Source organism: Prosthecobacter debontii, from assembly GCF_900167535.1.
Classification (GTDB): Bacteria; Verrucomicrobiota; Verrucomicrobiia; order Verrucomicrobiales; family Verrucomicrobiaceae; genus Prosthecobacter; species Prosthecobacter debontii.
This window is the reverse complement of the sequence record NZ_FUYE01000001.1, coordinates 183,790-207,965: the sequence shown is the minus strand read 5'-3', so window position 1 is coordinate 207,965 and position 24,176 is coordinate 183,790. Positions and strand designations below refer to the sequence as shown.

Sequence of the window (24,176 nt, the reverse complement as noted above, 5' to 3'; positions counted from 1 at the left end):
CTTATGCGCTACATCGAATTTCGAGACAGCATCCAGGCGGAACTTCGCCGGAGTTCCTCCGGTCTAACTTGGAACCAACTCCGCGAACGGCTTGACCTTCCCTACACCCGACCTTGTCCGGAATGGACCAAGGACTTAGAACAGGAAATCGGTCTGGTGCGAGTGAAAGGTCAGGGCCGGGCTTATGTCTGGAGACTTTCGAGCGAGCCGTCTTGAATCGAGGGCAGGTATCGGTTATGGACTGCTACAGAGAATCGTTCGCTATGAAATCCGCACCCTCCGATACTCAAGGAAAGTCGCCGACCCAACTCATTGATGAGCGAATCCAGGAGATCGGAGGTTGGCAGGCGGAAACCCTAACGCGCATGCGGAAGCTGATTCATGAAGCCGTGCCGGATGTCGTTGAAGAAGTAAAATGGCGGGGAGTTCCAGTGTGGTCCAGCGGCGGCATCCTCTGCACAGGCGAGAACTACAAAAAAGCGGTCAAGCTAACCTTCGCCAAAGGCGCCAGCCTCCCTGACCCCACAGGCCTCTTCAATGCCAGCCTGGAGGGCAACATGCGGCGGGCCATCGACATTCTGGAAGGCGAGGAGGTGAATGCCAAAGCCTTTAAGGCACTGGTGAAAGCCGCCGCCGCCCAAAACGCGACCAAACCTCAGAAGCCCAAGTCGGGCATGGGAGGAAAGACTTCGACCAAGTTGAAGAAAAACGATCAAGGCGTCGTCCTGCTCTCCGGCGGTAATCCACAGATTGCCAAAGGAGATGGCGATGCCCCCGTTCAGGCCTACATCGCCGCGATGCCCGGCTGGAAAAGCGAGCTGGGCAAGCAGCTGGATGAACTCATTGTTCGGGTGGTTCCCGATGTTCGCAAAGCGGTGAAGTGGAATTCGCCTTTCTATGGCAGTGCGGATCAGGGTTGGTTCGTGTCATTCCACGTTCTCACCAAGTATGTGAAAGTGACCTTTTTTGACGGCACTTCATTGAAACCCGAGCCTCCAGGTTTTACACCCAAGAGCAAAGAGAATCGCTGGTTGGATATCTACGAAAACCAGCCGCTAGATGTGAAGCAGATGGAGAAGTGGATCAAGCAGGCGGCTAAGCTTCCCGGTTGGATGCCTTAATGTGCTACCTCTCGGCATTGGGATCAAGATAGACCCCTTCAGCTAACAAACTGTGCTAAACTTTGGGGCCCCCAACCTTCTGAGTAAACTGCTTGTAGGTCGATTCATCTTTGGCCATGGCTGCCGCTTCACGGGTGGTGATTTTGAAGTCCTTGGGAACGTGTGCACCTTTCTCGCCCTGCATTAGCTTGTTAAAGCGATCCAGCTTCTCCCGCGACTGTGCTATCTCTGCGGCATCCTCTTTTGAGACCCCTAAACCTTCGAGAACTTTCTCCATAGTCAGCGGTCCTTTGGCGCTCGCTATCCCCGCCATTTCTGCGACCGTTGGTTTCACCGCCAGACTCTTTTGCAAGTCATCACGAAGCAATTGAATCATCTGAACATGTTTGGAAAAGTTCTGCACACACTCCCTTTTGCTTCGACCGGCCTCGCCTGCCACATCTAGCATCTGGTCCACCCTCTCCGGTGTGATGTCTGCTGCTAAAAGAGTGTCCATCGTCTCCTGAGCGCCTTCGGTCGCCTGAGTGATGAAATCTTTTATTTCCTGAGGGCTCAATCGCACATTGGCCTCAGTCTCCAAACGTTCAATGACGGCGAAGACTTCACGCTTGAACTGCTGTGAATTGGCGGCCGCTACACTGCCCCACTGCCCGCCATGCGCAGCTCCACCGAACACATTTTCAGAGTCCACATTCGCCCCGGGTCTAAAGTCGTTATCGATGGCCTTGAGCTGCACATCATCACCCCTGCCTTCGATGATCAGATTGTTTTGGTTATACCATCCTTTGACACTGTCGCCCGGATTGGCTCCCGTATCTGCACGAGCGGCAAAACGATCAGGATTACCTGTAAAAGCATCAGCAGCCATGATCTGGCCAAGCTGTCTCTGGAAGGACGGGTTGGTCAACAACTGCTTGAAGTCTGGTTCCTGAACGGCTTTCTGCAAATCTCGACCCCTCACAAAATCCATTTCGACGACATTGCCGAATGGGGGGCTTGCTGCCGGGTTAGAGACTGCCGCTAGGGCCTGCGTCAGTTGCTGTGCAGCAGACAAATCGACATCACTTCCTTCATTTGCATCCAGATAAGCCTGCACGTCTTGCTGCAACTGGCCCAACTTCTCGTCCTTAACCGGTAAAATCGCAGCTGTGTTAACTCCTGCTTGCATGAGGAGAGCTGTGCCAACGACGGCTCGGCTGGGGTTCTCCTGCTGCAGCTTGATCACTTTTTGGGTGCCGTCGTCAGCGGTCACTTTGAACACGATTCCCTTTTGGCCGTCCTGCAGTTTTTCGATATCCTTCATGGTGTTCTCGGAGGTTTTGACTTAACCACAGTTACCCAATTCTCACGATGGAGTGACAGATTTTGCCCAAAGATGGAGCACAAATGGAGTTTCAGACAGGTCCGTGTGGACTCTCCATCTGTGGCGTGATCATTTCCCCACGCTAAAAGCACGTGCAGTTGACGTATCCCAAAGATGCCGCATAAAGCGGATTCCCCCACCCTAACCAATGCAGAGAACCTTCCTTCTTTTTTCGACCCTGGGCTTTCTGACAGCCTCGGCATCCGCGCTCACGCTGGATGAAATGAACCAACGGCAGCAACCCATCCCGACGGTGCCGGAGAAGGATTTACCCCCCTTGAAAAATGCTCCGGAGCCCTTCCCGGGCATCGTGAAGCATCCAGGGTTCGAGGCTCACACCTGGGTGCGTTTTCCCTTTATTGAAAACCCCGGCAGCTTTGGTTTCGACCCGAAAGGGCGGCTATTCGTCGTCGAGGCCAACCGCTTCTGGCGCGGCGTGCCGGATCTTCGCGGAGCCAATGAACTGATCCGTGGGGACTTCCAGGCACAGACTTTGGACGATCGCGCCAATCTTTACAAAACCTGGGAAGCACGCTTCCCGGTGGGCTTCTTCACCAACACCGCAGATCGGCTCATCCGATTGGAAGACCGCGATGGCAATGGGGCTGCCGATCATCGCACCTTGTTTTCAGATCGCTTCCATGAGGCGCTGGATGGCCTGGGCTTCTCGGTGCTGGCGGAGGAGGATGCGGTGTATTTCACCTGCATCCCCAACCTGTGGAAACTGACCGACAAAGATGATGATGGCGTGGCCGATGCGGAGGAAGCCATCGTCAAAGGGTTCGGCGTGCGTGTGTCTTTCTTGGGGCACGACCTGCACGGCATCACTCGGGGTCCAGACGGGCGGCTTTATTTTTCCGTAGGAGATCGCGGATATCATGTGACTACGAAGGACGGCCAAGTCCATGCGGGTGGTGGACGCGGAGCCATCTTCCGTTGTGAATCCGATGGCAGCGGTTTTGAAGTGTTCTGCAAGGGGCTGCGCAATCCACAGGAACTGGCCTTTGATGAAGCGGGCAATCTTTTCACCTTCGATAACACGGGTGACATCGGTGACCTCGCCCGCATGGTGTATGCGCTGGAGGGCAGTGACTCGGGGTGGGACATGAGCCATCAGTCCGCCCATCAGTATGTGACTAATCTCGACTGGGAAGACTTTCACCCCCAGAAATCCATGTGGGTGGCTGAGCGCATGTATGACCTCTTCAATGAAGAGCAGCCTCAGTGGGTGTATCCTCCCGCCTCGCATGTGGCGCGTGGGCCTTCCGGCGTCACTTGGCTGACCGGTGAATCCCTGCCTGAAGATCTGCGCGGCAAGTTCCTGCTGGCCAACTACCGAGGTGCCTCTCAGGGCTGCACGGTGCTAACGGTGGGCCTTGAAGCGAAAGGCGCCGGCTTTGCCGCCAACTCCGAAGACATCTTTGTCGAGGGCGTGGGAGTCAGTGATGTGGAACTGGGCTACGATGGCAACATCTACCTGTGCGACTTCGGAGGAGGCTGGAGCATCAATACCAACGGTGCCATTGAAGTCTTAACCCCCAAAGAACCTGCCCAACAAAAAGCAGGCGCAGAAGTGAAAGCCCTGTTTGCGCGTGGCCTGAAAGAGGAAACGATTCCAGGTCTTGTCACCCTACTTGCTCACACCGACAAGCGTGTGCGTCAGGCGGCGCAGTTCGAGCTGGTGAAGCGCAAGGAGATCAATACGCTTATCGCCATCGCTAAAGATGAAACCAAACCTGTCAAAAGCCGCTTGCATGGCATTTGGGGGCTGGATCAGCTCGGACGCCAAGGAATCGCTGTTAGCGAAGCCCTTCTTGACCTAACGACAGATAAGGAAGCCGACATCCGTGCCAATGCCGCCCGCACTCTGGGGAGTGTGCGTGTGGTGGAGAGCCGGGATGCTCTGCTGACTCTGCTGAACGACACCTCACCTCATGTCAGCTCCCTCGCGGCTGTAGCACTGCGCCGCATTGTGAAGCCCGGCGATGAGCAAGTAACTGAGGCACTCTACACCTTAGCGGCCCAAACCGGCAAAACCGAGGTGGACCCGGTCCTGCGCCATTCCGCCCTCTCGGCCTTGGATCTGATTGGCACCGAAGCTGCCGCAAAAGCCCACAGCACAGATGCAGACAGGGAGGTGCGCCTCACCGCCCTGCTTTACCTGCGCCGCCATGAGAGCCCCGACTGCGCCACATTCCTCAGCGATAGCGATGCCCAGATCCGCCGTGAAGCGGTGCGTGCCATCTATGACACGACCGTAGTGGATGGCCCTGCCGGAGATGCTGTCGCGGCTCTAGCCAAGGAAGCGGCGGCTTTCCCACCGACCGTTCAGCAACGTATCGTCGCTGCGAACTACCGTCGCGGCACGGCTGACCATGCCCGCCATCTCATCCAGATGGTGCGCGACGTCACGCTCGATGAAGCCACCCGCACGGCAGCGCTGCATGCGCTACGCCTCTGGGAGAAACAAATCGTCACCGATCCTGTCCTGGGCATCTACCGTCCGCTGCCCAAAGCCGAACGCACCCTCGCGGCACTCGGCCAAGCCATCGAGACCGATCTACGCGCTTTGCTCGCAGGGGATCTCGATCCCCACCTCGCCTCTCTCGCCCTGAAGTTGGCCTCGGAAACGGGAGTTCGCTTGGAAGCCAAAACGCTGCGCAACTTTGCCACAAACAAAACCGTCGCCGCAGAGGTTCGCGTCGCTGCGCTGGACAGCCTCGTCACCGCTTATCCGACGGAGGCCGCACCTGTGGTGAAAGACCTCATGGCAGACAGCTCCGCCACAGTCTCCGCCTCTGCCTTGGGTCATGGCTTCAACTTGAAGCTGGACGGCCTCACCGACATTGCACGTGAAGCCATCTCAAAAGGTCCGTTGGCTAAAGCACGTGCTGGCATCACCGGACTCGCCACCACCCATCCTGAAGAGATCGAGCAGCTATGGAAGGATCGTGAGAACAAATCACTGCGCCACGCTCTCTGGCTGGATGTTTACCTCGCCCTCCAAGCGCTGAACACACCGAGCAGCCAAACCCTCGTAACCGCCTATGCCGCCACCGCACCTGACGCCGTCTATCGTCTCAGCGAAACCGGGGGTGATTCAAAACTCGGTGAACTCGTCTTCCGCAATCAAGGGGCCTGCATGCAGTGCCACAAGATCAGTGGGGAAGGCGGCGTTCAGGGCCCCGATCTCACTCAAGTGGGTGAGCGTCTGAAGCCTGAAAAACTGATCGAATCCCTGGTGAATCCGAATGCGGTCATCGCTCCTGGATATGGCCTCGCCGCCATCACCAAGAAAGATGGCCAGCTTGTCATGGCTCGCTTGGCGAAGGAAACCCCCACCGAGGTGGAAGTGGTCGGCCTGGATGGCAAGAGCAGCACGATCTCCCGTGCCGACATCGCCACCATCGCCCCCCCTGTCTCGGCCATGCCTCCGCTCGGCACGGCTCTCCAGCCTCGGGACCTGCGCGATCTCGTCGCCTACCTCTCCAGCCGCACTAAGGGCAACAAGAAAGCGACCAAGGATGACGCCAGCCATGGCGATGAGAAAATCGCGAAGTGACGTCGTAATCGCCTTTTCGATCTAAACCGAGCCCGGAAGCCTTTCGCTTCCGGGTTTTTTTGTGCCTCTGCTTTCCCACGATTCTGAGATTGCCAATCACATCCGCATCGAAACAATGCAGGCACGATGAAACACGTTTTGTTTTTCCTGTTGGCAGTCCTGCCCCTCATGGCTGGAGAACCCGGATTGCCGGTGGGGAAGTTTCAGCAGCTTGATCAGCTGCTGCCCACGCCCTCACCTCAACGCATCGCCTCGGGAGCACCTGGGAAGACGTATTGGCAAAACCGTGCGGACTATGACATCCAAGTCGAGCTGGATGATGTGAAACGCACCATCACGGGAGAGGCCACCGTCACCTATCACAATGCCTCTCCTGATACACTGACGTATCTATGGGTGCAGCTCGATCAAAACTACCTTTCCCACAACGCCGACTCCCGCAGCGTGCCCAACACGAAGCGCGGCGTGGATCTCACCAAATTCAGCTACAAAGCCCTGGACCGACTCCTCGCTTATGAAGATTACGATGGAGAAATGAAGATCCTCAGCCTGACGAATACACAAGGCCATGAGCTGCCCCATACCCTTGTCAAAACCATGCTGCGCCTGGATCTGCCGGAGCCTCTCGATGCAGGCCAAGATTTCCAGTTCAAGATCGCCTGGAGCTACCCCATCAATGATTGTGAACGCATCAATGCGCGCACGGGTTACGAGTTCTTCAAAGAGGACGGCAACTGCATCTACACCATCGCACAGTGGTATCCGCGCGTGGCCGCCTACACCGACTACGCGGGTTGGATTAACAAACAGTTTCTCGGCACCGGAGAGTTCACCCTGGAGTTTGGTAACTACACCGTGCACCTCACGGTTCCAGACGATCACATCGTCGCGGCGACGGGCGCCCTTCAGAATGCGGACGTGGTGCTCACCGAACCTCAACGCGAGCGTCTGAAGAAAGCTCAGGGAGAAACCCAGAAGCCTGTCTTCATTGTCACTCCTGAGGAAGCCAAAGCCGCGGAGAAAGCCCAACCCAAAGGCAAGAAGACCTGGGTTTTTCAGGCTGACAATGTTCGTGACTTTGCTTTTGCCTCTTCACGTAAGTTCATCTGGGATGCCATGGCGGTGGAAGGAGCCACGCACCCACCGACACCTGAGCGGAAAGGCGGCATTGCCGACCGCATGTATCGGCTACCGGTCATGGCCATGTCCGTCTATCCCAAGGAAGGCATGCCCCTGTGGGAGAAATATTCCACCCACGCCATTGCCCACACCATCCAGGTTTATTCCAAGCATACCTTCGCTTACCCGTATCCGGTGGCGTGGTCCGTTAATGGCCCTGTGTTTGGCATGGAATACCCCATGATCTCTTTCAATGGCCCCCGACCCGAGAAGGATGGCACGTATCCTGAACGCACCAAGTATGCCCTCATCGGCGTCATCATCCATGAGGTCGGTCACAACTGGTTCCCCATGATCGTCAACAGCGATGAACGCCAGTGGACCTGGATGGATGAGGGACTGAACTCCTTCATGGAATACCTCGCTGAGGAGGCCTGGGAAAATGACTGGAATCATCGCCGAGATGAACGTGGCATGGTGGACTACATGCGGCTCACGGAGCGAGTGCCGGTGATGACCAATTCCGAATCCATCGCCGATCTCGGCCCCAACGCCTATGGCCAACCAACGGTGGCGCTCAATCTCCTGCGCGAGCATGTGCTCGGTCGAGAAGCCTTCGATCACGCCTTCAAGACCTATGCACGACGCTGGATGTTCAAGCGCCCTACGCCGGCGGATTTCTTCCGCACCCTGGAGGACGCCAGTGGCGTGGATCTCGACTGGTTCTGGCGAGGCTGGTTTTATAGCGTGGATCACGTGGATGTCTCCATTGATGAAGTGCGTTGGCTCCAGCTCGACAGCCGCGATCCCGCCATTGAGAAACCGAAGAAGAAACAGGAGAAAGACGAACTCCCGAAAACACTCACCGAGGAGCGCAATGCCTCACTCCCGAAGCGTGTGGATCGCTTTCCAGAGTTGAAGGATTTCTACGACAGCTTCGACGAAGCGAGCGTCCTCCCCAGCGATAAGAAGAAGTTCGAATCCTTGATCAAAGAGCTGAAGGAAGCCGAGATTGACCCAGCTCTGCTCAAGACCTCACACAACTTCTATGTCATTGAGATGAGCAACGTCGGGGGTTTAGTCACACCCGTCACTCTGAAGCTGGATTACGCCGACGGCAGCACCGAAGAGATGAATCTGCCTGCGGAGATCTGGCGCTTCAACACCGAGAAAGCCTCCAAGCTTCTCTTCACGAAAAAGGAACTGAAAGCCGCGACCTTCGACCCCCGCCAGGAACTGGTTGATACCGATGTGGAGAACAACTTCTGGCCACGCCGTCTCGTCAAAAGCAAATTCCAGCTCTACAAAGATGAGAAGGCTGCCAATCCCATGCGGGAAATCACCAAGCCCGAGAAAGACGACGATAAAAAGAAGGAGACAAGTGAGGCCAAGAAATGAGGTCGGACCTGCTTACCTCATCCCTCCACCCGATCATTCTCGGGTGGAGAATGTTTTGCATTCTTTGGGTTGTCTCATTTGTAAACCCAACCTCTCTACAGGCTCACGATCTGCATCAATCCACCGGTGAGATGGAATGGAATGCGGAGACTCAGAAGTGGGAAGTCAGCCTCACCGTCTTCGTCAACGATATCGAACTCGCCCTCATCCGTCGGTTTGAGAAGCTGCTGTTTCTGGAAAAGACACCTGCGGCTGAATTTGATACCGCCGTCTTAACCTACCTCACCACAACTTTCATCGTCACTGATGCTGAAGGCATCCCTGCGAAAATCGAATGGGTGGGGCGTGAACTCGAATCGGAGAGCACCAAGAGAGGCGATCCCACCCTCGTGCTGTATTTCCAGATCGCCCTCCCACAACCTCAAGGCTTGCATGTGAAGAATGCAGTCCTGCATGAGCTTTTCGAGGATCAGATCAATCTGCTGCGATGCCGTCGCGGCAGCGCCGAAAAGCAGATGATGTTCAAGAGACAAGGTGGAGCGATATTGTATCCCTAGCACAGGCTATTCTCACATTTCCATCAGCTCACCACCTTCAACTGGCTAGAGCCCCCGGTAAGCTTGGTCACCTGGATCTGTGTGGTGAGGCGTTCTTTCAGTAGTTCCACATGGGAGATGAGGCCGATGGTTTTACCGCGTGAGCGCAGGTTTTCCAGGGCACTGAGGGCGATCTCCAAGGTCTCGGAATCCAAGGTGCCGAAGCCTTCATCGATAAACAGCGAATCGATGGGGTGATGATGACTCGCGAGTTCACTCAGGCCTAGGGCGAGCGCGAGGCTAGCCAAGAAACTCTCGCCACCGGAAAGGCTCTCCATGGGACGGTCGGCATTGGCTTGGTAAAGATCGACGATGCGCAGATCCAGATCATCTCCAGGCGCGGCGATGAGGCGGTAGCGCTCGGCCAAAACCTGGAGATGCTCATTGGCCAGACCGATGAGCTGGCGCAGGGTGAGCGATTGGGCAAAGCGGGAGAACTTGGCCCCATCCGCGGAGCCGATCAGCTCACGGAGACGCCCCCAGCGCAGGGCTTCCTCCTCAGCGGCTTTCAGTTCAGCACCGCCGGAGTCGCGCCGCTGGCGGGCCTCGTCGTCGTGACGAAGCTGCTGGCTGAGGGTGCCGAGTTCAGTGTGCTTCTGTGCAAGCAGGCTGGTGAGCTGCTGGACCTGCGTGCTGAGCTCCTGCAGGCTCTCGGGAGTCGGCACGGGAGCTTGGGCAAAAGGTTGGCGGCGTTGCTCCAGTTGCTCCTGCTTGGCCTTTGCTGCGGCGAGGTTGTTTTGCAGTTGCTGGTGAACCGCTTCGGAATCGCGCCAGGCTTTCTCCAGGCTGGCGACTTGCCGATCATGCTGTTGACGGTCTTCCTGAAGGGTCTTTTGACCTAACAAGGTATTCAGTTGAGCTTTCAGCGCGTCGGCTTTCGAGCGCAGCGAAATGCCTTCTGCCTTCAGCTCTTCCATCCGTTTCGTTTTATCGGTCTCGTCCTGGCGGAAGAGGGAGATGTCCGTCTCGATCTTCTGACGCTCCTGCTGTCGGAGGGTGAAGGTCTGCTGCTGGCGGGTGAAGGTGGAGGCGCGGAGTTGCAGGTCATCCAGGGCCTGTTCAGCTTCGTTCGGATGCTGCGGGCTGAACTTCGACTTGGAGGCTGGGAAGGTGAGACTCTGGCGGGCTTGGATCTCCTGAGCCTCCAGAGCGGGCAGATCCGGCACGCGGATGGCGGCGAGCGTTTTGTGCAGTTCATCGCGCCGCTTCGTCTCCGCTTTCAGTTCGGCCTCCAGCTTCACCTGCTCGCGTTCCGATTTGCTGAATCGTTGATTAGCGTCTTGACTCTGCTTTTCCAGAGCGGCGCGCAGTTTGCGAGCAGTATGCAGTTGGGAGTCGGCATTGAGGCTGCCGCTCAAGTAAGGGTGCTCGGTGGCGCCGCAGAGCGGGCAGGGCTGGCCGGGAGCGAGATCGTCGCGATGCTCCTCAAAGCTGGCCACGAGCTGCGCCTGCTCCTCCAGCGCACGCTGGGCGGTGAGGGCCTGGGTCAAGCGTTCCTGCTCAGCCCGGGCTTGCTGGGCCTGAGTGGTGATGGCAGTAAGTTGATCTGTCAGCGTGGAGATCTGGCCCTCCAGCTCGGTCAGTCGTTGTTTCTGCGTCTGCGCTTCCTCATGGAGCGTGCGACCCTCGCTGAGTTTTTCATGGGCGCTGCGCCAGAGGCGGATACCTTGGCTCAAGGCCGGCAGGCTTTCACCCAGGGTGCGATCCTCCGCATGTTCACGCAGCCAGGTTTCCAGGGCTTGGCTGGTCTGCACATGACTTTTTAGCGCTTTCTCAGCCGCTTCGAGTTTGGTTTTGGCCTCGAGTTGTTGTTTGGCCCATTCCTTGTAGTTCGCACGGCTTTCTTCGAGCTGCTTTTCATACTGCTCACTCTGTGCGGCCATGCCTGCGACTTGTTCCCAGATGGGCTCGCGTAGAGCGCGTTGTCGCTTGGCTTCTTCGCAAGCATCGTGATCGCGTTTGACCGCCTGGGTGGTCTTGCCTTCCGCCTGCTGAAGCTGTGTCAGCGTATCGGCTGCGTGGGCGAGGTCTTTGACAATTTGAGCATGCTCACGCTGGGCATGGAGCTGAGTGCTGGCGCGGTCTTTCTGCGCATTAAGCTCCTCCGCAACCGTGCGTGTTTGCGCCAGAGTCGTTTCCAGCGCCGCGCGTGCTTCCTCCTCCAGCACGGTCACCGCGCCGAGGCTGGCTTTCAGCTTACTCACCTGCTCTTCTTTGGTCCGATAGGTCTCATGAGCGCGGATGGAGAGAGAGCGATAGATCTCCGTGCCGGTGATGCGCTCCAGCAGCTCGGCACGTTCATTCGGCTTGGCTTTGAGAAAGGCAGCAAACTGCCCCTGCGCTAGCAGCACGGAACGTAAAAAACGCTGCACATCCAGCCCGGTGAAGGACTCGATCATCGGGTCCACTTCGCGCCCCTTATCCGCCAGGATTTCTCCCGTGAGCGCATCCGCCAGTGTGCGCTGCACCGGTTTCAAATTGCCCGTCTTGGTTTTGCCCAATCGCCATGTCGAGCGCAGGTGCCGACCACCGGTTTCAAAGTCCACCTCGGCGTAACATTCCGTGGCCTGGCGGCTCATCATTTCATCCGCCTTTTCATTGCCATAGCGTGCGGCGCGCCCATACAAAGCCAGGGTCATCGCATCCAGCAGCGTGGACTTACCTGCGCCTGTGGGACCGGTGATCAGGAACACCCCCGCAGCATTCAGCGGCGCTTCATCGAACCGCACCTCGTGCGTGCCACTGAGGGAGTTAAGATTCTGAAGCCGAACGGCAAGGAGACGCATGTGGGGAAGATCGAATTATGATAGGGAGGCAGCTTCGTGAAGCGCTAACAACTCATCAAACACGGGCTCCAGTTCCTCGTTCTCGATTTGCTTGTCTTTCAGCAACTCGCGGAAGACATCGCGGGGTTGCAGATCGTGAAGAGCCGGGACGGTGACGAGCCATGGTGCCGACTCAGAAGCGGGGAGATCGGCCAGGACTTTGAGCACTTCAAATCGGCCTGTCGCAGCCTCGCGGACATGGCGATCCAGATCCGGTTCAGGGGAATCCATTTTTACGGTGACTTCCGCCCAGCATCCCGCAGGCACCAGGGCGAGATCTTCGGTGAGCGTGGCGCGATTGACCTTCACACGATTGAGCTGACGTGGGGTGGGAATGGGCAGGAGTTCGATCGTCAGGCCGTTTGCTTGGGGGGCGATCTCCACCATGGCGACGGACTTGGCATCCGCAGCTTCTGAGAAGCTGAGCGCAAGGGGGGATCCACTGTAGCGCACGTGCTCAAGGCCACCGACTTTCTGAGGACGATGCAGATGGCCTAACGCCGTGTAATCAAACCCGGCGAAGACATCGGCCCCCACAGCACCGAGATTGCCGATGTGGATGTCGCGCTCGCTATCGCTGGCGGTGGCGCCCAATGCGGTGAGGTGCCCCATGGCGATGATGGGGCGTGCCTGAGCGAGCTCACGTGCGGCATGGAGTTGGGTCGCATAGTGATCGCGGATGGCAGAGCGGATATGGTCATGCACGGTCTGGAGAGTTTCTCCCGGCGTGGCTTGGCGCAGATCCCGCTCACGCAGGAAAGGCACGGCGGCCACGACGACATCCCCGAGATCGACGAGGTGAGGATGGCTGGCATGACCAAAGACATGCACATCAAAGTGGCGCAGAAGATCACGCGGCGCATTGAGGTGAGAGGCGGAGTCGTGATTGCCTCCGGTGATGACGGTCTTAACCGTCTTCAACTCTGCCAGCCGTCGGATGAAATCGAAATACAGGGCGATGGCATTCTGCGGCGGATTGGCGGCATCAAAGACATCTCCACTGATCAGCAGGACGTCGATGCGTTCCGCACGCAACACTTCCAACAGCCACGTCAGAAAAGCCGCATGCTCCTCCAGCCGCTCCCGCTCAATGAGCCGGGCGCCGAGGTGCCAATCTGCGGTGTGAAGCATGCGCATGCTCCGAACTCAATGCGGGGCGATGCGTGTGCAAGAGAAAGTGTGGGTCTCCATTGCTGGAGGAGGAAAAATCGCTAGACTGATTTCATGGCCTCGGACCTCAGTCCCGAATACATCGCTTCTTTGCAGAGAATGACCGGCGCACAAAAGCTACGCACGGCATTTGGCTTGTATTGGTCGGCGCGTAAGTTGAAGGCGGCCCGTCTGCGCCAGCAGCATCCTGAGTGGACGGAGGCGCAGGTTCAGCAGCGAGTGAAAGAAATCTTCATGCATGCAGTCACCTGAGCCATTTTTAATCTTCACCCGAAAGCTGAACGAACTTGGCATTCGCTATATGGTGACGGGGAGTGTGGCAGCCATTTATTATGGTGAACCACGTATGACCAATGATGTGGATATCATTGCCTTTTTAAAGGCAACGGATGTGATGAAGCTGGTCAGAGCGTTTGATGGAGATGACTTTTATTGCCCGCCTCAAGAGGTCATTCAGATGGAATTGGCTCGTGAACAAAGAGGGCATTTTAACCTGATCCATCACGAGACTGGTTTTAAAGCCGATATTTATCTCTCAGGCCAAGATGCACTGCATGCTTGGGGGCAAGCTCACATCCAAGTGACCGATCTGGAGGGCGACACCGTATCGTTCGCTCCTCCAGAATATGTCATTGTGCGGAAGCTGCAGTTTTATGAAGAAGGCAGTTCCGCCAAGCACCTACGAGACATCAGCCGCATGCTTTTGAGTCTGGGGAGTTCTTGGTCTCGAGAAGAGTTGCTGACCTTGATTCGCCAATACCATCTCGAAAAGCCATGGGCTGATGTGGAAGCGATGATGCTGTCTTAACTCACTCCCCTCGCACCGAGGCACACACCATCTCGAGGATGCGGCCGAGGCTGATGGAGGCGTCGTTGAAGGCATTGCCCACGGGGGGCTGCCAGCCGCTGCGGTCGCTGGTGGGTGGGGGCTGGGGGATGCGGGTCAGCTTTTCATCATACTGCTGATCCTTACCCCCGAGCTTATACACCACGAGGTCCAGGGAGGGCACGACGTAGAGGCAGAAGCCACCGGCACCGGATTTCCAGAAAGCATCTTTGGGCGCTCCGGCGATGTGACCATCGGCATTGTGTTCCCATTGTAGGCTGAAGGGCACATGTGGGTTGTAGGGGCTCCAGGTCTGGCATTTGTGGATGTAGTCGGCAGGCACGAGCTGCTGATCCTTCCATTTTCCCTCGTGAGCGAGGCAGTAGCCAAAGCGCATGACATCCGTGGCATGCAGCGCGGTGCTGCCGGCGCCATTGGCGTGCTCCATCACCACATCCCCGCGGTAGAGGCAGTAGTTCCAGGCTCCCCAGCCTTGCGGTTTGGCCAGGCGCTCGTGGATGTAGTCCTTGAGCTCCATGCCGCTGACGTTGCGCAGGACGATGCTGGCGATGTGGGGCGATGGGGAGGAGTAGGAGTAACCGGCACCGGGATCACACCAGAGGGGCACCTGTAGTGAGGATTGGTCGATGGCTTTGACGTCCTGGCCTTTGACGGGTTTCAGCGCCTTGGGTTTCGGGTCGCCTTGGACATAACCGGTCGGGGTTTGTCCCTCGCCCCAGTAGCCGGCGGTCATGCTGAGGAGCTGGCCGAGCTTGATGTCGGCTTTGCGGGGATCATTCAGCGGAAAGGCCTGGGGCAGATACTTTTCCGTGAAGACCTTGGTGTCCAGTCCCTCAGGGATTTTGTCTTTGAACTCATTCAGCATGATGCCGCAGGCGATGCTGCAAAAGCCCTTGCCTGTGGAGGCCATGTCGGGGTTGGCATTGCGGGAAGCTTTGCCGAAATAACGCTCGAACACCAGGTAACCCCGACGCACGACCACGAGGCCTCCATTGGCCGTGGTGCGCTCGGTGAGTTGGTAGGCGGTGTCCAGCTTGGGGGTATCCACACTGGCGAGGTCGCGCCCTTCCTTCACGGTTTTGGCCTCGCGCCAGCCGCCTGCGCTGTCGGGTGGCGGGAAGTAGGTTTCAGCGGCATGGAGACAGCCTGAGAGGGCCAGGAGAAGGAGCACGGTGGGGCGCATAAGAAGGGTTGGGGACGGAGTAGAACGCGGCTTGAGCCGGGCTCCTTGAACAAATTTTGCGGCCTTGGCTGCGGGTAACGCTGGCTTGACTCCCCCCGCTGCCTCGCTTGGATGAGGAGACTATCTCCATGGAGCTGATCGCCATCGTTGAATCCCTGCTTTTTGCCACTCAGGAGGCCCTGCCCCTGACGCAAATGGCCGTGGCGGTGAAGGATACGGCCAAGGACATCAAGGAAGCCACCCCGGAAGGGGAGTCGGTGCCGGAGTGGATCGAGCCCCTGCTGACCGTGGATGAACTCAGCGTGCGCGAAGCGATTGACCAACTCGTGGCGCATTACGATGCCGATGGCCGCGCCTTCACCCTCGTGGAGCGGGCCAATGGCTGGCGCCTCTGTGCCAAGGGCGAGTATGCCGAATGGTGCCGGGCGCTTTACCCCGGCAAAAAGGTGCAGCGCCTCAGCCAGCCTGCGCTGGAAACACTCGCCATCATTGCCTATCGTCAGCCGATCACCAAAGCCGGTGTCGAGGCGGTGCGCGGCGTCAGTGTGGATGCCATGGTGCAGCAGCTTGTGGATCGCGGTCTGGTGAAGATCGAAGGCCGCGCCGATCTCCCAGGCCGCCCGCTGCTCTACGGCACCACCGATGCCTTCCTGGATCACTTCAATGTCAAAACTCTGGATGAGCTGCCCAATGCTTCAGAGCTCCGCCGCGTGAAATTGCCGACGCCGGAGGATGAACAACCAGGGGCCGCCGTGCCGGAGGAAACTCAGCTCTCTCTGGCTCCGGTGGAACCTTCAGCCTCCGCGTAGCCCCGCCTTTCTTCAATGTCCCTCGACGACGTCCGTATCAAGATCGATGCCATCGATCAACAGCTCATCCGCCTCCTCAACGAACGCGCCGAACTCGTCCATGTGATCGGTGAGATCAAAAAGAAAGACGGGCTGGATATCTACGTCCCCGGCCGGGAAGAAAAGCTGCTGCGCAAGCTCTGTGAACTGAATTCTGCTCAGCAGGGACTGCTGACGGAGAAGGCCATTCGCGCGATCTTCCGTGAGATCATGAGTGCGGCTCTGGCGCTGGAAAACAGCCTGAGCATCGCCTATCTCGGACCTGCGGGTTCCTGGACGCATCAGGTGGCCATCAATAAATTTGGCAACAGCGTCTCTTATGCGGCTGAAGCCAGCACAGAAGGTGTCTTCTCGCGTGTGGCCAGCCAAGGTGTGGACTATGGGGTGCTGCCGATCGAGCACTCCACCGAAGGCGCCGTGCATCACACCCTGGATCATCTGGTGGATTCGGATCTCCAGATCTACGCCGAGATCCTGTGGAAGGTGCAGACGGTCGTGATGGCTCGTGGCGATGCCGCGTCGGTGAAGGTCATTTATGGCCACCCGCAGATGCTGGCGCAGTGTCGTTCTTGGTTAGGCCAGAGCTTCCCTCAGGCCGCTCTGGTGGAGTCTGCTTCCTCCAGCCTCGCCGCCACGCATGCGGAGAATGAACCTGGGGCGGCGGCCTTGGGCACACCTCTGAGTGCCGAGCTTCATCATCTCCGAGTGCTCTCCACCTCTCCCAGTGAGAATGCCACCCGCGCACGCTTCATCATCCTCGGTCGCCGCAGCGGTGCTCCGACGGGGCATGACAACACCATGCTCATGGTGCATGCACGCGACCGCGTAGGCGCTCTCCTGGAGGTGCTGCAGGTCTTCGCCAGCCGGAATGTGAATGTGCGCCAGATCGAAAATCGCCCCGTGCCCGGAGATCTCACCGGTGAGCAAGCCCGCTTCTTCCTGGAGATCAGCGGTCACCATGAAGAGCCTGCGCTGTGCGAGGTGATCCAGGATCTGACTCAACAAGGTGCCAAAGTGAAAGTCCTCGGCAGCTACCCCGCTCCCGGCTGGGTGGAGGAGCGGTGAGGTGACTCTGCCGTAGGGCGGGTTTGTTCGGCTAGGGAGGGGCTTGCCATGCTTCTCGGAAGGGGCGGAACTGTCTTCGGTCATGAGGTCGGGCGAGCCTCCTGAAAGCGGACCATCCCCGTCGTCCTGGAAGGACGCAAGAGATTAGCCGGGCGGTGGAGCGAGGCACGAGCGCAACCCCCGTATCTACGAAGCGAGTGTGTGCATACATGGATCAGGCGTCCTGGAGGGACGCGAGAAAGGGGCTGTCACCCCTCGGCTCCGATCTCTACTCAACTCCCTCCAGGCAAAGGGGCTGATAAGGAATCGTTGGGCAGCGATCTCTTGCCCTCAACATACAAGGGCGGGTTTGTTCTGCGGGCGAAACCGCAACCTTATTCAACTCTGTTGCAGAATAACCCGCCTTGATGACGACGTTGAATGTCATTGGGCGTTGCTTGGCCTAACAACGTCCATCGAAAGGCGGGTAATCCGGCAACGAGGTTGCGCCAGAGAAACATATCCCTAGCCGGACAAACCCACCCTACAGTCCGGTGCGTAGCGTGCGGGCTGCTTCTTGCTCTTTGGCGGAAAGTTGACCACGAGCCCAGAGCGAGTCCTTCCAACTGGAGGAGAGCAGGGGACAGGAGGCCAAGTCGCGGGCGGCGTCTTTGTCGGAGCGCCGATGATGCATAATCTCATTGGCGAGAGCGATGGTCCACTCGGGAAAGGGTCGCTCACAAAGCGTGAAGGTTTCCCCCGCTTGCACCTGACCGTGTTTCAGCACGCGGAAATAAAAACCTGTGTAACCCGTGCGCTCCACCTGCGCGGTGAGGTCCTTCACCTGCCAGCGCCGAGCCAACTTCCAGCAGGGTTGGCGAGGTTGAGAGACCTGCACGCGAGCTTCGCCGATCTCGTAAGTATCGCCAATGCAGACATCCGTCTCGACGAGTCCCACCGAGGTGAAATTTTCGCCAAAGGCCCCCGGGGGCATGTCTTGCAGCCCGAGCTTTTCCAACCAGTAAGGGTAGTGCTCGCTGGGGTAAACACAGACCGCTTTCTCAGAGCCGCCATGGTAGCGTCGATCCGCCTGTTGATCGCCTTTGAGCCCTTCATAACCTAACCAAAGGGATTCCAAAACAGGCTGTTTGTAGAAACCCGTACTCCAGGGTTTATCCCACCAGGAACTCGTGTCTTGGGAAGGAATATCCTGAATGGCGGAGGTTTGGAGGGAGAGCAAGGTCATCATAAAACTTCATCCCCATCTATGAGACACTCAAGGCCTGACCCAACAACACCATTCTTCGGCAAAGAAACATCGACTCGCTATACCCCAGACACGAAAAAGCCTCGCCATTGGCGAGGCTTCTTGAGTGGCTACCCCTCATGGATTCGAACCATGAACGACAGAGTCAGAATCTGTAATGTTACCGTTACACTAAGGGGTAGTAAATATGGGATAACCATTCTGGCATGATTCTCCCCCAGCGCAAGGGGAGGTTTAGGAATTGACGCGAGTCTCGTTTTGATTTCTTGGCAGAGCGTCTTCCTTCGCTCAAGGTGGGCGGAAGGTTTCCACCTCTCCCCCCTGGGCTATGCTGTTGGGTCGCTTGGCTGACTTGACCTGCTCCGCCTTGTTTCTCTTTTGTTTCGCCTCATGCCCCGTCGTTTTATTTTGATCTTCCCTTTCCTCGCCGCTCTGGGCTGGGCGCTGGATCATCTTCAGCAGCAGGGGACCTTTAAACAGGTGAATGAAGGGTTTTTGGATTTCCTGCTGGCCAACTCCCGTGATTCTTTCCAACCGAGTGTGAATTCATCGCATGAGGAGGTGATGCTGGTGGAGATGCGGGAAGAGCAGCGTGAGGAGTATGCTGGCTGGCCACCTCCACCGCTGGACTGGCAGATGCTGCTGAAGGCGCTGCGGGAGTATGAACCCGAGGTGCTGGTGATCCCCACCCCCTTGAATTGGGGGCGGCCAACACCGGAGTTTGCTGGGGCGGTGGGAGAGATGCTGGTGGGTTTTCCCAGTGTGGTGCTGGGTGTGGAGACTCGGAGGGTGGAGGAGGGCTCTGCCCTAACGGAGGCCCCGGCTTTCCTGGGAAATCTGGAGGAGGCCATCCCGCCCTTTCAGCAGGTGGTGGGAGACATCCGGCTGGCTCCACAGCTCTCCGCGCTGGTGACGGCACCGGATCCGGTCGCACGAGGCACGAGTGAGCTGGGACTGCTGAGTGGGCGTGCTCAGGGGCAGGATTGGCTGCTGCCCTATGCGCTGAGAGATCAGGAGCGGCTGCTGCCGACGGTGCTGGCTCAGGTGCTGGCCCACTGCACGCTGACTCCGTATGGCAACGGACACCGGCTGCGGTTAGGCCCGGGCGCGGGTGCACATCTGCTGGGGGGTGTCTTCTTACCGCTGGAGGTAACGGGAGAACTGCGGGTGCCTTCCCCGAGCCAGGTGCCGCGCATCAATGCTCTGGACCTGATGGTCGGAGATCTGGCGGATGGTGTCTCCGAGGTGGACGAGGCCCGGCTGGAAAAAGCACGAGTGCTGGTCATCGGCCCAACGCAGGCTGCAGGTGCGCCGCCGTCATTGACGCAACTGCATGCGGATGCACTGGCGCTGGCCCTGGCACTGCCACGGATCACCGTGCTGGCGCTGCCAATGCAATGGGCGGTGTGGCTGGTGCTGGGTGGCGGGGCCCTGGCGCTGATGCTGCGGCTGGAGCGGGATCGTGTCTTCCCGGCGTGGCTAGCTCTGAGCTTCGCTGGTTTTGTGCTGAGCATCTTGCTGTTTCAGGGCCTGCTGATCTGGTGCCCTCCCTGCGTGCCGTTTTTTCTGCTGACCGATGCAGCCGCTATGGCGTGGTTTTTCCACCCGCAGAAGCGCAAACACGTGAAGCCGCCCACTCCAGCCGACACCCCCACGGAGCCGAAGGCTCCCCTTGAGACCAAGGCAGAGATCCGCTCTGAGCCGGGCAGCGACTCGCCAGCCCCCGCACCGGTGGCTGACTCCGGGACATCCAGTTCAGCAACGGACCCCGTTTCTTGAGAGCTTGCAGTTTCGTCACAAGCCCCTAGGTTCATCTTTCGCCTCCGCTTCTTTTTCATTCTGACACATGCGTTTTCGTAATCTTACCCGCCGCCGCGAGATCGGGGCTAATAGCTACCTGCTCGAGTCTGGCAAAAACCGTGTGGTCCTGGATTCAGGGATGCACCCGAAGGAGGTAGGTTTTGAGGCCTTGCCAGATTTCGGCCCCCTGCCCCATGATACGGCGGACTCCATCCTCATCACCCACGCCCACCATGATCACATCGGCTCCCTTCCCGTGCTGATGCGTAAACAGCCGAATACGCCGGTCTTCATGACGGAGCCCACGGGGGAGATCACCAGCGCCATGCTGCACAACTCGGTGAATGTGATGACCGCCCAGCGTGAGGAGCAGAGCATCCACGAATACCCGCTTTTCACCCACAAGGAGCTGGATGAAAACCGGGCCCAGTATATCTACCGGGATCTGGACCGCCCCTTTGAACTGCCAAACACCGACCTGAGAGCCAGCTTTCACGATGCCGGGCACATCATGGGGTCCGCCGGCATCATGATCCGACAGAACGGCAACTCGCTTTTCTATACGGGAGACGTGAATTTTGAAAACCAGACCATCGCACGTGCAGCGGACTTCCCCACGAAGGACATTGATGTGCTGGTCGTCGAGACCACCCGTGGCACCTACGCACGCCCTGCCGACTACTCCCGCAAGGCTGAAAAGGAGCGCCTCGCCGCCCTGATTCGAGATACCTACGATGCCAATGGCTCCGTGCTCATCCCCGTCTTCGCCCTGGGCAAAACCCAGGAAGTGATGCTGATGATGCATGAACTGCATGAGGAAGGCCTGATCCCAGAGATGCCCCTGCGCATCGGTGGCCTCGGCACGAAGGTGACCGTGCTTTACGATCACTACACGGACCGCACCCGTCGGAATTATCAGGGCTTCCGCCTTCTGGAAGACGTGGACATGCTCGTTCCACCGCGCCGTCGCCGTGGTGGCCGTGGCCAGGTGGAGTATGAGCCGAAGACCATCTACGCCCTCTCCAGTGGCATGATGACGGAGGGCACCACCTCCAACCAATTCGCCGCCCGGTTCATTGATAACCCCCGCAACGCCGTGGCCTTCGTCGGCTATACCGATCCCGAATCTCCCGGCTATCGCCTGCGCGTAGCCAAGTCCGGAGAAAAGGTGAAGCTGGCACCTGACCTGCCTCCGGTGGAACTCCAGGCCCGGATCGAAAGCTTTGACCTCAGCGCCCACGCCACCCGTGAGCAAATCGCCGACTACGTGGAAAAGGTGAAGCCGAAGAAGCTGCTCATGGTGCACGGTGAAGAGGCCTCCCAGGCTTGGTTCAGCGCCCGCTTCGCCGAGACCCTCGGCAAAGATACCGAGATCCTCCGCCCGAATGTCCATGAGCCGATTGATCTCTGGTGAAGTCATGCGGATGGGAGAATGAATTCCGAATATCGCAATAACGTGCGTTCCAGGAATCAGGGAGAGTAGCCCACACTCCCCCTGAACGCAGATTCTCGAGGATCTGCGGAATGAGGCAGCATGCCAGCAACAATCATGCGAGTAGGAGATGCACATCCTCCACCCCGTGTGACAAGTGACGAAACTGGAAAGTTCAGGTGGGCAAAGGGCGCGTCTGCATTACAATCTTCGATTCATACTTATGATCGAGCGAGAACCCCGCATCTATGTGCTGCCCACGATGATGACCGCAGGCAATATCCTGTCGGGTTTCGTCGCGATTTTGCAGATCTTTAAGGGGCGGGAGGGAGCGATCACCGAGCATTACTACTGGGCCATCATTGCCATTTTGGCGGCCTGTCTCTTTGACGTGCTGGATGGCCGCGTGGCGCGCCTGGGGGGGCAGGAGTCCCCGTTTGGTCGGGAGTTGGATTCCATCGCAGATATCGTCTCCTTCGGGGTGGCCCCGGCTCTGCTGGTGCATGACATCGTGCTCTCCAGCATCGAGAAACCTGCTGGTCTCGGCTGGCTGATCGCCTGCACCTACCTCGTCTGCGGTGCCATGCGGCTGGCGCGGTTCAACTGCATCGCCGCCAGCGATGAGAAGACCAACAGCAAGCACTTCCGCGGCTGCCCCATCCCGGCGGCGGCGGGCGTGACGGCTTCTCTCACTCTGCTGATGCTGTGGCTGAACGAGGGGAACAAGGAGATCGGCCACTGGAAATACGGTTTGGCGGTGCTGATGGTGCTGCTGTCGTTCCTCATGATGAGTGACCTGGAGTATCCCAGCTTCAAGTCCATTAACTGGCGCACCCGCCGCTCCCCCATCTGGGTGCTCATCTCCATCATCGTGGTGGCCTTTGCCGTGCGGAACTGGCAGTGGATGCCCTCCGTGCTCTTCGTGAGCTACCTGCTCTACGGTCTCTTCCGCCCCTGGATCTCCCGCCGCTGGCGCCGAGAGATCGAAATCGAGTATGAGGCGGCGGATACGCCGGATGACCCCATCACTGGTCCGCTCGTGGACGAGGAGGCGGAGGCGGAGCCCTCTAAAGCCACCAAAAAAGAGCAGGAAAAGGTGCCTCAGGACCCTGCCGCGGATATTTGATTTGGATTTTTCGCGCTTCTAGTCTCTTCTCTGCGCTTCTCTTTTTACCTTTTTTCTCAACCCCCCGAGACGATACGACAAGCCCGTTCCGTTGCGCATAGGACAGACACACTGAAGGATGGCGGATTTTTACCAGCACGCACGACTCCCTACTCTCCATCATCTGGCGACTCCAGATACCACGGCTCGGGATGCTGAGCTGGTGGACCTCACTCAAGATCAACCCGTAGCGCTACTGCTGCCCGCGCTCTTTGCCGAGACTCAGCGGCCCGCCCTACCGGCCATCCTGGAGCAGGTCTCCCAGGTTCCCTACCTGAATGAGCTGGTTCTGAGTATGAATGGCATGACGGAGGATCAGGTGCCTGCTGCCCTGGACCTATGCCGGGAGGCTACCGGGGGTAAAAAAGTGCACCTGCTGTGGAATGACGGCCCCGCTCTTCAGGCCGCCCATCACCGTCTGAAGGAGGCCGGCCTCGATGGCACTTATACGGGGAAAGGGGCCAACATCTGGATGGGCCTCACCTACCTGCGCGCAGCAGGCCGCAGCCGCATCGTCATCAGTCACGACACGGACATCCTGAACTACAGCTCCTCCATTCTCTCGAAGCTGACCTTCCCCATCGCTCATCCGCGTCTGGGCTACAGCTTTGCCAAAGGCTACTACAGCCGTGTGGCGGATCGGCTCTACGGCCGCGTCACCCGTCTGCTCATCTTCCCCCTCATTCAGGCCTTTCAGGACGTGCTCGGCGCGAAGCCGCTGCTGCAACACCTGGAGAGTTTCCGGTATCCCCTCTCGGGGGAGTTTGCCGGTGATCTCGACACCATCAGCCGCTTCAGCCTGCCGCCCGCCTGGGGATTGGAGATCGCCATGCTGTGTGAGTCTCAGCGGCACCTCAGTCCCGCCCAGCAGTGTCAGGTGGACCTCGGCTTCCACTTCGAGCACCGCCACCGCCAGCTCTGCACCGCTGGTTTGGAGCCCGGCCTCGTGGCCGCTGCTGCAGATGTGGTCCGCTGCCTCACCTTTCAGATCCTGAGAGACGCCGAGGAGCGCGCCGCCGAGTCTCTCCTGCGCCTCGTGCTGGAGCGTTACTCCCATCATCGTGCCCCGGAGTGGATGCAGCGCTATGAGCATGTGGCGCTGGTGAATGGCCTGCACTTTGACCCAGCCGACGAATCCTTTGCCATCCGCTCCTTCACCGAGGCCCTGGAGGCCCTGATTACCACGGTGGCCAAAGAGGGGTTGCACGTCCCCGGCATGCGCCTCTCCCCCGCGCAAGCTCTGGAGCAGATCCCGGGTCTGAAGGAGCAGGTGCTGGCCGCCGCTCTATGACATGGATGAAGATCGATCTAGCCCTGTCAGAAGTAGAGCACTCGATCTAGATCATCCTTCGCAAACAAAACTACTCGGCGAGTGACTCTGAGTGGCTATTGCAATCCCCATTCGACTTTTCTCGGATGTGGCTATCTTCGCCACC

The 24,176-nt window shown here is 58.3% G+C and carries 18 protein-coding genes and 1 tRNA gene; 13 read left to right on the top strand and 6 right to left on the bottom strand.

Features of this window, described 5'->3' with window-relative positions:
* Positions 1-3: 3 nt before the first annotated feature.
* Both B5D61_RS25550 and B5D61_RS00830 read left to right on the top strand, forming a co-directional pair.
* On the top strand, positions 4-216 hold the full coding sequence (locus B5D61_RS25550; protein ID WP_139372979.1) for a hypothetical protein: 213 nt from the start codon (positions 4-6) through the stop codon (positions 214-216).
* A gap of 47 nt (positions 217-263) precedes the next feature.
* Entirely contained in the window at positions 264-1,121 is an 858-nt protein-coding gene (locus B5D61_RS00830) for a DUF1801 domain-containing protein (protein WP_139372978.1), read from the top strand.
* A 55-nt stretch (positions 1,122-1,176) separates the two neighbouring features.
* Here the strand turns inward: B5D61_RS00830 and B5D61_RS00825 are convergent, their stop codons facing one another.
* Positions 1,177-2,424 carry a protein kinase family protein gene (locus tag B5D61_RS00825; protein ID WP_078811402.1) on the bottom strand — a complete coding sequence of 416 codons (1,248 nt, stop codon included), beginning with the start codon at positions 2,422-2,424 and terminating at the stop codon, positions 1,177-1,179.
* Positions 2,425-2,632: 208 nt separating this feature from the next.
* Between B5D61_RS00825 and B5D61_RS00820 the strand changes: the two genes are divergently transcribed.
* The 3 genes from B5D61_RS00820 (at position 2,633) to B5D61_RS00810 (ending at position 9,120) form a co-directional block, all read left to right on the top strand.
* Positions 2,633-6,046 (top strand): PVC-type heme-binding CxxCH protein, encoded by a 3,414-nt coding sequence (locus tag B5D61_RS00820; protein WP_078811401.1) that lies wholly within the window; start codon positions 2,633-2,635, stop codon positions 6,044-6,046.
* A 126-nt stretch (positions 6,047-6,172) separates the two neighbouring features.
* Complete coding sequence (locus B5D61_RS00815) at positions 6,173-8,563, top strand: M1 family metallopeptidase (RefSeq protein WP_078811400.1); 2,391 nt, start codon at positions 6,173-6,175, stop codon at positions 8,561-8,563.
* Positions 8,564-8,613: 50 nt separating this feature from the next.
* Positions 8,614-9,120 carry a DUF6702 family protein gene (locus tag B5D61_RS00810; protein WP_139372977.1) on the top strand — a complete coding sequence of 169 codons (507 nt, stop codon included), beginning with the start codon at positions 8,614-8,616 and terminating at the stop codon, positions 9,118-9,120.
* A 23-nt stretch (positions 9,121-9,143) separates the two neighbouring features.
* Here the strand turns inward: B5D61_RS00810 and B5D61_RS00805 are convergent, their stop codons facing one another.
* Positions 9,144-11,945, bottom strand: a complete 2,802-nt coding sequence (locus B5D61_RS00805) for an AAA family ATPase (protein WP_078811398.1) — start codon at positions 11,943-11,945, stop codon at positions 9,144-9,146.
* Positions 11,946-11,960: 15 nt separating this feature from the next.
* The gene (locus tag B5D61_RS00800) at positions 11,961-13,121 is read right to left on the bottom strand and encodes an exonuclease SbcCD subunit D C-terminal domain-containing protein (RefSeq protein ID WP_078811397.1); all 1,161 of its coding nucleotides are present in this window, start codon (positions 13,119-13,121) and stop codon (positions 11,961-11,963) included.
* Positions 13,122-13,208: 87 nt separating this feature from the next.
* Between B5D61_RS00800 and B5D61_RS00795 the strand changes: the two genes are divergently transcribed.
* Both B5D61_RS00795 and B5D61_RS00790 read left to right on the top strand, forming a co-directional pair.
* The gene (locus B5D61_RS00795) at positions 13,209-13,406 is read left to right on the top strand and encodes a hypothetical protein (protein WP_078811396.1); all 198 of its coding nucleotides are present in this window, start codon (positions 13,209-13,211) and stop codon (positions 13,404-13,406) included.
* Positions 13,393-13,962, top strand: a complete 570-nt coding sequence (locus B5D61_RS00790; protein ID WP_078811395.1) for a hypothetical protein — start codon at positions 13,393-13,395, stop codon at positions 13,960-13,962. Before B5D61_RS00795 ends, B5D61_RS00790 begins: the two co-directional genes overlap by 14 nt.
* A 1-nt stretch (position 13,963) precedes the next feature.
* On the opposite strand, the gene B5D61_RS00785 is transcribed toward B5D61_RS00790, so the two are convergent.
* A complete protein-coding gene (locus B5D61_RS00785; RefSeq protein WP_078811394.1) occupies positions 13,964-15,184 on the bottom strand; it encodes a serine hydrolase domain-containing protein in 1,221 nt (406 codons plus the stop codon).
* Positions 15,185-15,312: 128 nt separating this feature from the next.
* On the opposite strand from B5D61_RS00785, the gene scpB reads away from it, so the two are divergent.
* Positions 15,313-15,993 carry an SMC-Scp complex subunit ScpB gene (scpB, locus tag B5D61_RS00780; RefSeq protein WP_078811393.1) on the top strand — a complete coding sequence of 227 codons (681 nt, stop codon included), beginning with the start codon at positions 15,313-15,315 and terminating at the stop codon, positions 15,991-15,993.
* A 15-nt stretch (positions 15,994-16,008) separates the two neighbouring features.
* Positions 16,009-17,097: a chorismate mutase gene (gene pheA, locus B5D61_RS00775; RefSeq protein ID WP_078811392.1), complete on the top strand. Its 1,089-nt coding sequence runs from the start codon at positions 16,009-16,011 to the stop codon at positions 17,095-17,097.
* 523 nt (positions 17,098-17,620) lie between these two features.
* Here pheA and B5D61_RS00770 read toward each other — a convergent pair.
* Both B5D61_RS00770 and B5D61_RS00765 read right to left on the bottom strand, forming a co-directional pair.
* Positions 17,621-18,325 carry an MOSC domain-containing protein gene (locus tag B5D61_RS00770; protein WP_245846415.1) on the bottom strand — a complete coding sequence of 235 codons (705 nt, stop codon included), beginning with the start codon at positions 18,323-18,325 and terminating at the stop codon, positions 17,621-17,623.
* Positions 18,326-18,450: 125 nt separating this feature from the next.
* A tRNA-Gln gene (locus tag B5D61_RS00765) sits at positions 18,451-18,524 on the bottom strand.
* Between the two features lie 209 nt (positions 18,525-18,733).
* Here B5D61_RS00765 and B5D61_RS25545 point away from each other — a divergent pair.
* The 4 genes from B5D61_RS25545 (at position 18,734) to B5D61_RS00735 (ending at position 24,031) form a co-directional block, all read left to right on the top strand.
* Positions 18,734-20,122, top strand: coding sequence for a RuvC family protein (locus tag B5D61_RS25545; protein WP_139372976.1), 1,389 nt, complete (start codon positions 18,734-18,736; stop codon positions 20,120-20,122).
* 67 nt (positions 20,123-20,189) lie between these two features.
* Complete coding sequence (locus tag B5D61_RS00745) at positions 20,190-21,557, top strand: MBL fold metallo-hydrolase (protein WP_078811388.1); 1,368 nt, start codon at positions 20,190-20,192, stop codon at positions 21,555-21,557.
* A 241-nt stretch (positions 21,558-21,798) separates the two neighbouring features.
* Positions 21,799-22,701, top strand: coding sequence for a CDP-diacylglycerol--serine O-phosphatidyltransferase (gene pssA, locus B5D61_RS00740; protein WP_245846414.1), 903 nt, complete (start codon positions 21,799-21,801; stop codon positions 22,699-22,701).
* Between the two features lie 118 nt (positions 22,702-22,819).
* Complete coding sequence (locus B5D61_RS00735; protein WP_078811387.1) at positions 22,820-24,031, top strand: glycosyltransferase family protein; 1,212 nt, start codon at positions 22,820-22,822, stop codon at positions 24,029-24,031.
* Positions 24,032-24,176: the final 145 nt, after the last annotated feature.

Coding starts and splice junctions, on each gene's coding strand:
- B5D61_RS25550 (WP_139372979.1), top strand. CDS start 4: ATGCGCTACATCGAATTTCGAGACAGCATCCAGGCGGAACTTCGCCGG.
- B5D61_RS00830 (WP_139372978.1), top strand. CDS start 264: ATGAAATCCGCACCCTCCGATACTCAAGGAAAGTCGCCGACCCAACTC.
- B5D61_RS00825 (WP_078811402.1), bottom strand. CDS start 2,424: ATGAAGGATATCGAAAAACTGCAGGACGGCCAAAAGGGAATCGTGTTC.
- B5D61_RS00820 (WP_078811401.1), top strand. CDS start 2,633: ATGCAGAGAACCTTCCTTCTTTTTTCGACCCTGGGCTTTCTGACAGCC.
- B5D61_RS00815 (WP_078811400.1), top strand. CDS start 6,173: ATGAAACACGTTTTGTTTTTCCTGTTGGCAGTCCTGCCCCTCATGGCT.
- B5D61_RS00810 (WP_139372977.1), top strand. CDS start 8,614: ATGTTTTGCATTCTTTGGGTTGTCTCATTTGTAAACCCAACCTCTCTA.
- B5D61_RS00805 (WP_078811398.1), bottom strand. CDS start 11,945: ATGCGTCTCCTTGCCGTTCGGCTTCAGAATCTTAACTCCCTCAGTGGC.
- B5D61_RS00800 (WP_078811397.1), bottom strand. CDS start 13,121: ATGCGCATGCTTCACACCGCAGATTGGCACCTCGGCGCCCGGCTCATT.
- B5D61_RS00795 (WP_078811396.1), top strand. CDS start 13,209: ATGGCCTCGGACCTCAGTCCCGAATACATCGCTTCTTTGCAGAGAATG.
- B5D61_RS00790 (WP_078811395.1), top strand. CDS start 13,393: ATGCAGTCACCTGAGCCATTTTTAATCTTCACCCGAAAGCTGAACGAA.
- B5D61_RS00785 (WP_078811394.1), bottom strand. CDS start 15,184: ATGCGCCCCACCGTGCTCCTTCTCCTGGCCCTCTCAGGCTGTCTCCAT.
- scpB (WP_078811393.1), top strand. CDS start 15,313: ATGGAGCTGATCGCCATCGTTGAATCCCTGCTTTTTGCCACTCAGGAG.
- pheA (WP_078811392.1), top strand. CDS start 16,009: ATGTCCCTCGACGACGTCCGTATCAAGATCGATGCCATCGATCAACAG.
- B5D61_RS00770 (WP_245846415.1), bottom strand. CDS start 18,325: ATGATGACCTTGCTCTCCCTCCAAACCTCCGCCATTCAGGATATTCCT.
- B5D61_RS25545 (WP_139372976.1), top strand. CDS start 18,734: ATGCCCCGTCGTTTTATTTTGATCTTCCCTTTCCTCGCCGCTCTGGGC.
- B5D61_RS00745 (WP_078811388.1), top strand. CDS start 20,190: ATGCGTTTTCGTAATCTTACCCGCCGCCGCGAGATCGGGGCTAATAGC.
- pssA (WP_245846414.1), top strand. CDS start 21,799: ATGATCGAGCGAGAACCCCGCATCTATGTGCTGCCCACGATGATGACC.
- B5D61_RS00735 (WP_078811387.1), top strand. CDS start 22,820: ATGGCGGATTTTTACCAGCACGCACGACTCCCTACTCTCCATCATCTG.